Source organism: Salinisphaera orenii subsp. halophila YIM 95161, from assembly GCF_003732545.1.
Taxonomy (GTDB): domain Bacteria; phylum Pseudomonadota; class Gammaproteobacteria; order Nevskiales; family Salinisphaeraceae; genus Salinisphaera; species Salinisphaera orenii_A.
The window spans coordinates 1-11,252 of the sequence record NZ_AYKF01000128.1 but is presented as its reverse complement, the minus strand read 5'-3'; the positions used below and the strand labels follow the sequence as shown (position 1 = coordinate 11,252).

The 11,252-nt window shown below is 71.6% G+C and carries 9 protein-coding genes; all 9 read left to right on the top strand.

The window, feature by feature from the left end:
* Positions 1-549 (top strand): nicotinate (nicotinamide) nucleotide adenylyltransferase (nadD, locus tag SAHL_RS15715; protein WP_123592368.1); only part of this gene is annotated, 549 nt, incomplete at its 5' end.
* Positions 550-933 (top strand): ribosome silencing factor, encoded by a 384-nt coding sequence (rsfS, locus tag SAHL_RS15710; protein WP_123592367.1) that lies wholly within the window; start codon positions 550-552, stop codon positions 931-933.
* 245 nt (positions 934-1,178) lie between these two features.
* On the top strand, positions 1,179-1,646 hold the full coding sequence (rlmH, locus tag SAHL_RS15705) for a 23S rRNA (pseudouridine(1915)-N(3))-methyltransferase RlmH (RefSeq protein ID WP_123592366.1): 468 nt from the start codon (positions 1,179-1,181) through the stop codon (positions 1,644-1,646).
* A gap of 129 nt (positions 1,647-1,775) precedes the next feature.
* Positions 1,776-3,266: an Rne/Rng family ribonuclease gene (locus SAHL_RS15700; RefSeq protein ID WP_123592369.1), complete on the top strand. Its 1,491-nt coding sequence runs from the start codon at positions 1,776-1,778 to the stop codon at positions 3,264-3,266.
* Between the two features lie 83 nt (positions 3,267-3,349).
* A complete protein-coding gene (locus SAHL_RS15695; protein WP_123592365.1) occupies positions 3,350-7,162 on the top strand; it encodes a YhdP family protein in 3,813 nt (1,270 codons plus the stop codon).
* Positions 7,163-7,207: 45 nt separating this feature from the next.
* A complete protein-coding gene (locus SAHL_RS15690; RefSeq protein ID WP_123592364.1) occupies positions 7,208-8,044 on the top strand; it encodes a carbon-nitrogen hydrolase family protein in 837 nt (278 codons plus the stop codon).
* A 42-nt stretch (positions 8,045-8,086) separates the two neighbouring features.
* The gene (locus tag SAHL_RS15685) at positions 8,087-9,061 is read left to right on the top strand and encodes a quinone oxidoreductase family protein (RefSeq protein ID WP_123592363.1); all 975 of its coding nucleotides are present in this window, start codon (positions 8,087-8,089) and stop codon (positions 9,059-9,061) included.
* Positions 9,062-9,381: 320 nt separating this feature from the next.
* Positions 9,382-10,836 carry a metalloprotease TldD gene (gene tldD / locus SAHL_RS15680; protein ID WP_123592362.1) on the top strand — a complete coding sequence of 485 codons (1,455 nt, stop codon included), beginning with the start codon at positions 9,382-9,384 and terminating at the stop codon, positions 10,834-10,836.
* A gap of 25 nt (positions 10,837-10,861) precedes the next feature.
* A partial coding sequence (gene rsmD / locus SAHL_RS15675) for a 16S rRNA (guanine(966)-N(2))-methyltransferase RsmD (protein ID WP_123592361.1) occupies positions 10,862-11,252 on the top strand: 391 nt, incomplete at its 3' end.

Below are 11,252 nucleotides of genomic sequence, written 5' to 3'. Positions count from 1 at the left end.
GTGCCCTGCGCGCGGCCGCCGCATCGCGGCGCGCCGGCCGCCTCCCCCGGCCAGCGCGCCAAGTGGATCCGGGTGGCCACCTCGAACGAACCGCGGCTGCGCCTGGACGACCGGGAACTACTGCGCAACGGCCCGTCCTATACCGTCGACACCCTGGCCTCGCTGCGGCGCGAGATGCCGGAAACGCCGCTGTGCCTGATCATGGGGCGCGACGTGTTCGCCAATCTGCCGAGCTGGGACCGCTGGCTCGAGATCTTCGACAGCGCGCATATCGTGCTCATCGACCGGCCGGGGATCGAGGTCGAACTCCAGGCCGAGGCACAGGCTGCGCTGGACGCGCGCGCCACGGACGACGCCGAGGCCCTGCGAAACCACCTCGGCGGAACCATCTACGCCTATGCGCCGCCGCCGCTGGCGATCTCCGCGAGCCGCATCCGCGCCCTGCTCGCCGAGGGCGCCTCCCCGCGCTATCTCTTGCCCACCACCGTGCTTGACGACATCATTGACGCAGGTGTCTACGGACCCAACCCGGCCATGGCCGCTGAATAGATGACTCAAGAAAACACGCCCGACCCCGCCGCCGATGGCAACGACGCCCTGCTCGCACTGGCGGTCGACGCGGTCGAGGAACTCAAGGGCGAATCCGTTCAGATCCTGGACGTCCGCGAACTGACCACCATCGCCGACCACATGGTCATCTGCAGCGGCCGCTCGGCGCGACACGTCAAGCGTATGGGTGAAACCGTGGTCACCAACGCCAAGCAGGCGGGCCTATCGCCGCGGGTGGAGGGCCTGGAGCAGGCCGAATGGGTGCTCATCGACCTCAACGGCGTGATGGTCCACATCATGCAGCCGGTCGCGCGCGCCTACTACCAGCTGGAAAAACTCTGGGACATGGACGCCGCGGGCGCCGAGAACCAGTCCGCGCATTAGGGCGATCGTTGCCCCGACCCACCACGACCCGGCCCGGCGTGTCGGCCGTGACGCGCTCCCAGGTCGCCGGGCGCCACGCCGCCGGTGGCCAATCGCCGGTGCCCGTTTCCCCGCAGAATCCCGGCCCGGCACGCGACCGAGCGCGGGCGGCCGCGCCGACGATCGGCGGTCGCCGGCGGGCCGCACCGTGGCCTGGCGCCGCGGGCAGACGCCGATGATTCACCACAGCGCGGCATAGGAGAGCCATGCGCATTCGTCTGCTGGCGGTGGGCCGGCGCATGCCCAAGTGGGTGACCACGGCTTACGAGGATTATGCGCGTCGCCTGCCCCGCGAATGCCGGCTCGAGCTGGTCGAGATCGCCCCAGGTCGGCGCGCCGGCGGCGACGTGGCCCGGGCGATCGCCGAGGAGGACAGGCGCCTGCGCGCGGCCATCGGCACCGACACCCAGGTCATCGCGCTCACGGTCGACGGCCGGCCCTGGACGACGGAAGGGCTCGCCGACGACATGCGCGCCTGGCTGGCCGACGGGCGCGATCGCGCGCTCATGATCGGCGGCCCGGACGGTCTCGGCCCGGACAGCCTCGCCGTCGCCGAAGCCCGCCGCTCGCTGTCCGCGCTGACACTGCCACACCCGCTGGTGCGGGTGATCGCGGCCGAACAAGTCTATCGTGCGCACAGCATTCTGAGCGGCCATCCCTATCACCGCGGCTGACGAACTGCACCGTCAGGGTGCATCGGCGCCGGACACCGGCTTGCAGGTACGCGCGGGGCTGCGGACAATCCAGACCATGAGATCAATCGTGCACAACCCGCGCGCGCCCGGCAGCGACCGACCGTGAGCGTGAACCAGCCCGTCGTCTCCAGCGACGAACCGCGCATCGAAATACTGGTCAACGTATCGGCCGGGGAAACCCGGGCGGCCCAGCTCGAGAACGGCGTCCTGCAGGAGATCCACATCCAGCGCGATGCGGCCGGCAGCGCCGTCGGCAACATCTATCTGGGCGAGGTCCAGCGCGTGCTCGCGGGCATGCAGGCGGCGTTCATCGAGATCGGTCTGGAGCGCGCGGCGTTCCTGCAGATCTCCGACATGGTGCGCCGGCCGGCGGAGACGCAGGACAACGCTCCCCGAATCCAGAACCGGCTCAATCAGGGCGATCGCGTGCTGGTGCAGGTCTCCAAGGAGGCCATGGGCACCAAGGGCGCGCGGCTGACCACCGATCTCGCGATCCCGTCGCGGTTTCTGGTGTACATGCCCTACACGCCGCGTATCGGCGTGTCCGCACGCATCGAGAACGAGGCCGAGCGCGAGCGCCTGATCGACACCGTCACGAGCCTGCGCGACGAACTCGGCCTGGCCGGCGGCTTCATCGTGCGCACCGTGGGCGACGGCGCGCCGCATCACGCCCTGGCCGCGGACATGCGCTTTCTGGAAACGGTCTGGCGCGACATCCAGACCCAGGCGAACACCGCGCCGCCGCGCACGCTGCTCTACGGCGATCTGCCCCTGCCGATCCGCATGCTGCGCGACCTGCTCACGCCCGAGGTGGCCGGCGTGACCATCGACGACAGCGAATCCTGGGAGGAGATGGCGGCCTTCACGCGGCGCTTCGCCCCGGAATTCACCGACCGCACCCAGCACTACACCAAGCCCACGCCGCTGTTCGACCAGTACGGGGTGGAAGAGGCCATCGAGCGCGCCCTGCGGCCCAAGGTGCCGCTGAAGTCCGGCGGCTTTCTCATCATCGAACAGACCGAGGCGATGGTCACTGTCGACGTCAACACCGGCGGCTATGTCGGCACCCGCAGCCTGGAGCAGACCGTGCTGCGCACGAACGTCGAAGCCGCGAGCACGATCGCCCGCCAGCTGCGCCTGCGCAATCTGGGCGGCATCATCGTGATCGACTTCATCGACATGGTCGACGAGAGCCACAAGCGCCAGGTCCTCGCCGCGCTGTGCAGCGCACTCGAGGCGGATCCGGCCAAGACCACCGTGGGCGAGATCTCGCCGCTGGGTCTGGTCGAGATCACCCGCAAGCGCACCCGCGAATCGCTGCAGCACCTGATGTGCACCGACTGCGAGGCCTGTGACGGCCGCGGCTTCGTCAAGACCGGCGAGACGGTCTGCTTCTCGCTGTTCCGCGAGATGGCGCGGGTCGCCCACACCCAGCGGCCGAACGAACTGCTGATCCTGGCCGCCCCCGACATCATCGGCCTGCTGCTGGACGAACTGGCCGCCACCTTCAACGACGTCTGCGAGGACACCGGGCTGAGCGTGCGTCTCCAGGCCGAATCGCTCTATACGCCCGAGCAGTTCGATCTGGTGGTGATGTAAGCTGTGGCGCGCCCGCGCAAGCGGCCGGCGAACCGCGCCCGCCGGCCGCGGTCCACACGCTGTACCTGTTGCGACCGCTGCACATGCCCGCCACGCGCCCGCTACTGAAACGGATACTGGTGACCACCCTCGCCGGGGTCGTGATCCTGGCGGGCCTGTTGGTGGGCGGCGTGCGCCTGGTCGACCATCTCATGCCGCGTTATCGCGACGCCCTGGCCGAGCGCATCGGCAGCCGCATCGACGCCGACATCGACATCGCCGCCATCGAGCTGCGCTGGCAGTGGCGCGGGCCCCTGCTGGCGCTCGACGACGTCGCGATCCGCCGGCACGGCCAGGCCGATCCCGCGGTCACGCTCGATCGCCTCGACCTGCATTTCTCGTTCTCGGATCTGCTCGAGGGCGGCCGCCTGCCGGACGGCCTCGTCATCGCCGGCGCCGAGCTCGCGCTGCAGCAGACCGATGACGGCCGCCTCCGACTGCGGCACTGGGGCGCGGCGGGCGAGACGCCCACCGACTGGCGCCGGATCGAGGCCGCGCGGGAGATGCTGCGCTTCGTGCGCGTCGATGGCGCGCGCATCCACCTGATCGGCGCGGCGATCCCGGGCGGCCGCGCGACCATCGACCCGTTCGACGCCCGGCTGCGGCGCGCCGCGGACGGTCTGCGCTGGAACCTCGAGGCCAGCGGACCGAACTGGCTGGGCCAGGTCGCGGCACGGGGCCGTCTCGAGGGCGCACTGACGGATCCGGTCGACGCCGATATCCACGTCGACGCCGACGGCATCGACACGCTCGCCTTCGCGCGCGCCCGCAGCGGGTCGGCGGCGCTCGAGGCCGACCGCGTTTCGGGCGGCGCGCTATCCCTGTCGCTGCGCGGCCGCTGGCGCGACCGCGCCCTGGCCGACTCCAGCGCCGACATCGCCCTGTCGGCCATCGAGGCCGATGATCGCGAGCGGCCCGTTCTGCCGGGAATCGCGGCGCGTCTGGAGGCCGAAACCGGCCCGACGCCGGGCCGCGTCCGCATGACCACCACCAAGCTGACGGCCGACGACGGCGCGCTGACCGACGCCCGTCTGACCGGCACCTTCGCGCGCGAGAGCCGGCGGCTGGAACTGACCGCCCGCGGCCTGCCGCTGGCACTCGCGCTGCGGCCGGCCCGGCTGCGTTTCGACCGGCTGGCCGACACGCGCATCGACGGCCGGCTCGATGCGTTCACGCTGAGCCTGGCCCCGGATACGCCGCCGTCGCTCGAAGCCGCCTTCAGCGGCTTGACCGTCGACGACCCGGCCGGCCACGCCGGCCCGATCAGCGGCCACTACCGCCAGTCGGGCGACGTCCACCGGCTGCGCTTCGACCAGGCTGGCGGCCGCCTCGCCGTACCGCGTTTCATGCGCGGCGAGCTCGCCATCGACGGCCTCGGCGGCGCGCTCGCCTGGCAGCGCGCGGACGACGGCTGGACGATCGAGGCCGAAAAGCTTGAATTGACCAGCGGCGAAGCCGACGTGGGCATCGACGGCCGCCTGCGGCTGCCCGACGAGGCCGCGCCGCGCATCGATCTGATCGCCACCGCGAGCGCGCCGGACGCCACCCGGCTGCTCGCGCGCATCCCGCAGGCCGAGGATCTACCCAACCAGCGACTGCGCGACTGGCTGCCCCGAGCGATCACCGCCGGGCATCTCGATGCCGCACGCCTGGAACTCGCCGGGCCGCTGGATCGCTTTCCCTTCGCCGATCCGCGCGCGGATGAGCGCTTCCATCTCGAGCTCGAGGGCCACGGCGTCGATGTGACCTACAAGCCCGAATGGCCCCCGCTCGAAGACGCCCGCGGCACCCTCACCCTGGACGGCGACGACCTGCGCGTGAACGTGGCCGAGGCGACCATGCTCGGCGTGGCGCTCGGACCGAGCGTCGGCCGGGTGGCCGACGTGCGCGAGCCGATACTGCAGGTCGACGGCAGCGTGAGCGACGCCCGCGCCGAACGCATGCTCGCCTTTCTCGCCCGCTCGCCGCTGCGCGAGCGTTTCGGCAAGCTGGTCGAGGCGCTGCAGGTCAGCGGCCCGGCCGACCTCGGGCTGGATCTCACGATTCCGCTCAAGCCCGGCCTCGGCGAACCCGAGGTCGCCGGCCACGTCGACGCGCACGGCGCCGAGCTGCAGCACGCCGCCCTGCCCGGCCCGGTCACCGATATCCGCGGCCGCATCGACTTCGACGCGCAGGGCCTGACCGCCGAGGGCCTGACGGGCGATCTGCTCGGCGTGGCCGTGCGCACCGACCTCGAACCCCGCCCGGGCGCCCGCCAGCACATCGACAGCCGCGCCCGCATCGCGCTGCCCGCCGACGCCGACGCTCTGGCCCATTATCTGCCGCGGCCCTGGCTGGACTACGCCGAGGGCGCCACGGCCCTGCGCGTGGCCTTCGACGTCGGCCGCGACGGCGGGCCGTCGGATATCCACGCCACGGGCGATCTCGCCGGCATGGCCCTGAACCTGCCGACACCGATGGCCAAGGCCGCCAAAACCCCGGCCCCGCTGGACATCACGATCGCCGGCGACGGCAGCCGCGTCGATGTCGCCTACGACGAGCGCCTGGACATCGGCGTGCGCCTGGCCGGCGGCCGCCCGACCCGCGTGCAGTCCCGGCTCAACGACCCCGGGCTGACGCCGCCCGATACCGACGGCGTGTGGATCGGCGGCCGGGCCGACACGGTCGACGGGCTGGGCTGGTTCTATCTCGTGCGCAACCTGCTCACCGCCGCCGAGGACGAGACGGCGAACACGGGCGACGAGGCCACCGAACTGGCCTTCATCGGCGGCGACCTGCGCGCCGGCGAGCTGCGCGTGGACAACCGCTATTACGAGAACGTCCACGTCCGGACCCGGCCCATGAGCGACGCGCCCGGCTGGCGCGTGGACCTCGACGGCCCCGACACCCGCGGCCAGTTCACTTGGACCCAGCCCGCGGGCGGCCGGGTGGCCATCGACGGCGATCTGGCCCGGCTGGCGATCCATACCCGGCCGCCCGAGCCGGACGACGACCACGGCGACGGACAGACGCCCTCACCGGTGATCTGGCCGGAGGTGGACCCGCGGGAACTGCCCGGCCTGACGGTCGACGTGGCCTCGCTGTGGGTCGACGACACCGACTTCGGCCGTGCGAGCCTGAGCGCGGCCACGCGGGCCGACGGCTGGCAGCTGGAGCGGCTGGCGCTCGACGACGGCGCGCTGACCGGCTGGGCCACGGGCCGCTGGACGCGGGCCGACGGCCGCACGCGCGCCAGCGCGGAGACGCGCTTCGAAGGGCACGGCCTGCCCGGACTGTTCGGCACGCTCGGCTACCCGCCGACGGTACGCGCCGAACGCGCCCGCGTGCATGCCCAGCTCGAGATCGCGCCGAATCCGAACGGCCTGGATCTGCGCGCGCTGGACGGCGGCGTGAATCTCGCGCTCGACAACGGCACGCTGCTGTCGGTCGACCCGGGGGCCGCCCGGGTGCTCGGGCTGGTCAACCTCTACGTGCTGCCCCGCCGCCTGCAGCTGGACTTCCGCGACGTGGTCGACCAGGGTCTGGCCTTCGACAGCATCCGCGCCCATTTCGATATCGACGACGGCAACGCCTACGGCGACGGCGTGCGCATCGAGACGCCCTCGTCGCGCATCGACATCGAGGGCCGCATCGGGCTGGCCGCGCGCGACTACGACGAACGCGTGACCATCGTGCCCAAGGTCGGCAGCGGCGTGGCGATCGCCAGCACCGTGTTCGGCGGGCCGATCGTGGGCGCGGCGGTGCTGGCGGTCCAGGAGCTTCTCAAGCAGCCGATCCAGAAATTCTCCAGCATCGGGTATACATTGAAGGGCAGCTGGGACGACCCGCAGATTGCGGAACCCAGCGCCGAACAATAGATTCAGTCGTTACAGACACTGTCGAACCAACCCGCACGAGGCCGCATGTCCGCGCTCGATTCCCCCACCGTCGCCGCCATCCAGATGTCCTCGCTCGGCGAGGTCGCCCCCAATCTCGCCCTGGCCGGCGATCTGCTCGCCGAGGCCGCCCGCCAGGGGGCGCAGTTGGCGGTGCTGCCCGAGAACTTCGCGCTGATGGGCGCGCGAGAGACCGACAAGCTGGGCGTGGCCGAGCGCGACGGCGAGGGCCCGATCCAGGATTTTCTCGCCGCGACCGCGCGCGAACACGGGCTGTGGATCGTCGGCGGCACCATCCCGATCGCCGGCGGCGAACCGGACCGGGTCTATCCCGCCTGCCCGGTCTACGACAACAGCGGCAACCGCGTGGCGCGCTACGACAAGATCCATCTGTTCGACGTCGGCATGCCGGATTCGGCCGAGGCCTACCGCGAGTCCGCGACCTTCATCGCCGGCACGCCCGAACCGCCGCAGGTCCTCGACACGCCGATCGGCAAACTGGGGCTGTCGATCTGCTACGACCTGCGCTTTCCGGAGCTCTACCGCGCCCTGACCGCGGCCGGCGCGGAAGTCATCGTCGCGCCATCGGCGTTCACCCACACCACCGGCAGCGCCCACTGGCACGTGCTGACGCGCGCGCGGGCGATCGAGAATCTGGTCACGCTCATCGCCCCGAACCAGGCCGGCCATCACGCCAGCGGGCGCCGGACCTACGGCCACAGCCTGATCGTCGACCCCTGGGGCCAGATCAAGGCAGAGGCGCAGACCGAGGCCAACGAGGTCATACTCGCGCGCATCGACCGCCGGCGCGCGGCCGAACTGCGCAGCGGCTTTCCCTGTCTGGCCCATCGGCGGCTCGGCTAGCCGGCCGCATCCGTTTCCAACCAGCAACGACAAGGACGATTCATGGCGCGACAGATCCAGTTTCGTGAGACCGGCGGCCCGGAAGTGCTCGAACTCGTGGACGTCAAACCCCGCGATCCCGGTCCCGGCGAGGTGCGTATCTGCAACCGGGCGATCGGCCTGAACTTCATCGATATCTATTTCCGCACCGGCCTGTATCCGACCGAGCTGCCCAGCGGGCTGGGCACCGAGGGCGCCGGCGTGGTCGATGCGGTCGGCGAAGGCGTCGACGATTTCGAGGAGGGCGATCGCGTGGCCTACGCCCAAGGCCCCAGGGGCGCCTACGGCGAGTTCGCGATCATGCCGGCGGCCAACGTCATCGCCCTGCCGGAGGCGATCGACTTCGAGACCGCCGCCGGCGGCATGCTCAAGGGCCTGACCGTTCAGTACCTGATCCGCCAGACCTATGCCATCGACGAGGACGAGAACATCCTCTTCCACGCCGCGGCCGGCGGCGTCGGCTCGATCGCCTGCCAGTGGGCGCATGCGCTGGGCGCGCACGTCATCGGCACCGTCTCCAACGAGGACAAGGCTGATTTCGCCCACCGCAACGGCGCCTGGATGACCATCGACTACACCCGCGAATCGGTGCCGGAACGCGTCCGCGAACTCACCGACGGCGCCATGGTGCCGGTGGTCTACGATTCGGTCGGCCGCGACACCTGGAAGGACTCGCTGGCCTGTCTCGCGCCGCGCGGGCTGATGGTGAGCTTCGGCAACGCCTCGGGCCCGGTGGAAGGCGTGAACCTCGCCGAGCTCAACAAGGGGGGCTCGCTGTTCGTCACCCGGCCGAGTCTGGGCGGCTACGCCGACACCCGCGAACGCTTCGAGATGATGTGCGCCGATCTGTTCTCGGTGCTGGAATCCGGCGCGGTCAAGATCCACATCGGCCAGCGCTTCGCGCTCGAGGAGGCTGGCGCCGCCCAGCGGGCCCTGGCCGACCGGCAGACCACCGGATCGACCATTCTGCTGCCCTGAAGGGTTGGGCACGATCGCGAGCCGCGACGCGGGCGCATGCCGCCGACATCACGGCCAACGTGCGCCTCGCCGGTCGTTGCCGCAGCGCGCGCGTCCGGGCCGAGCGCAGGAGCCGATTCTGGGCGATTTCGAAAGCCGGATCGCCGCGGGCTACGTGCCTGTCGTCGCCAACGCTGCAGAGTCGGTCGCGTGGGCCGTACTCCGGCTGTCATGGCCAATCGCTCGGGCGGGCCGCCGGCCGCCCGAACACCGCGAAATCCGGACGCATCGGCCGTAGCGTGCAGGCGCTATCCGAGCCGCTGTGGTGTTAGCCTGACGAAATGAACAGCGCAATCGACATCGCCTCCGACACCCTGCTCGGCCGCGCCGGCATCGAGGCCGGTCAGCTCGAGGCCACGCTGGGCGCCCTGATGGTGCCCGGGGTGGACTACGCCGACCTGTATTTCCAGATCCTGCGCAACGAGAACTGGGTGCTCGAGGACGGCGTGGTCCGAAGCGCCGGCGCCTCCACCGCCCAGGGCGTGGGCGTGCGTGCGCTGGCCGGCGAGCAGACCGGCTTCGCCTACGCCGACGAGCTCGCCTTCCCGGCCCTGACGCAGGCCTCCAAGGCCGCCGCCGCGATCGCCCGCAGCGGCCGCAGCGCCACGGTCAACGCGCTCGCGCGGCGCGAGACCGGCGGCGTGGCGCGCTACGCGCCGATCGATCCGGCGGCCACATTGGACGCCGATGCCAAGGTCGCCCTGCTCCATCACGCCGACCGCGTCGCCCGCGACAGCGACGATCGTGTGGTCCGCGTGACGGTGTCGCTGGCCGGGTCCTCCGACACCATGCTCGTCGCCGCCTCGGACGGCACGCTCGCCGGCGACGTGCGTCCGCTCGTGCGCGTGAACGTCTCCGTCCAGGTCGAGGACAACGGCGTACGCGAATCGGCCTCGGCCGGCGGCGGCGCGCGCATGGGCTACGACTATTTCACCCAGGACACCGACCGCGTGGCCGAATACGCCCGCGAGGCCGTGCGCCGGGCGCTGGTGCGCCTGCGCGCCGAGCCCGCGCCCGCCGGCAGCCTGCCGGTGGTGCTCGGCGCCGGCTGGCCCGGCGTGCTCCTGCACGAGGCGGTCGGCCACGGACTGGAGGGGGACTTCAACCGCCGCGGCTCCTCCAACTACGCCGGGCGCATGGGCCAACGCGTGGCCTCCGATCTGTGCACGGTGGTCGACGACGGCACGCTGACCGGCCGCCGCGGTTCGCTCGCGGTCGACGACGAGGGCACGCCGGCGGCCGCCAACACGCTGATCGAAAACGGCATCCTCACCGGCTACATGCAGGACAAGCACAACGCCCGGCTGATGGGCGCGCGCCCGACCGGCAACGCCCGCCGCGAGTCCTATGCGCACACCGTCATGCCGCGCATGACCAACACCTACATGCAGCCGGGCACGTCGGATCCGGACGACATCATCGCCTCGGTCGACCACGGCATCTACGCGGTGAACTTCTCCGGCGGCTCGGTGGACATCACCTCCGGCAACTTCGTGTTCTCGGCCGACGAGGCCTATCGCATCGAGAACGGCCGCATCGGCGCGCCGGTCAAGGGCGCCACGCTCATCGGCAACGGCCCGGACGTGCTCGAGCGCATCTCCATGGTCGGGCGCGACTGGGCGCTGGACACCGGCATCGGCATCTGCGGCAAGCACGGCCAGAGCGTGCCCGTGGGCGTCGGCCAGCCCACGCTCCGGGTCGACGCGATCACCGTCGGCGGCACCGAGCAGGGCTGAGACCGGCACAGACGTCGCGACCCGCATGCCCCGCCGTCCGCGCACACGACGCTCGTCCTCGCGTCCGGCCGCCGGCCTGCGGCTGATCGGCGGCGAATGGCGCGGTCGCCGGCTGCCGGTGGCCGAGCGGCCGGGACTGCGTCCCACGCCCGATCGCGTGCGCGAGACGCTGTTCAACTGGCTGGCCCCGCGCATCGCCGGCAGCCGCTGCCTGGACCTGTTCGCCGGTACCGGCGCGCTCGGTCTGGAGGCCCTCTCGCGCGGGGCGGGCCATGTCACCTTCGTCGATACCGATCGCGCGGCCACCGCGGCCATCGAAGCCGCCCTGGTCACGCTCGGCGCGGGCGCACGCGGGCACGCGGTCACCGCCGACGCCGGCGCGCAGGCGGCAGCCGCCGGCCCCTTCGACATCGTCT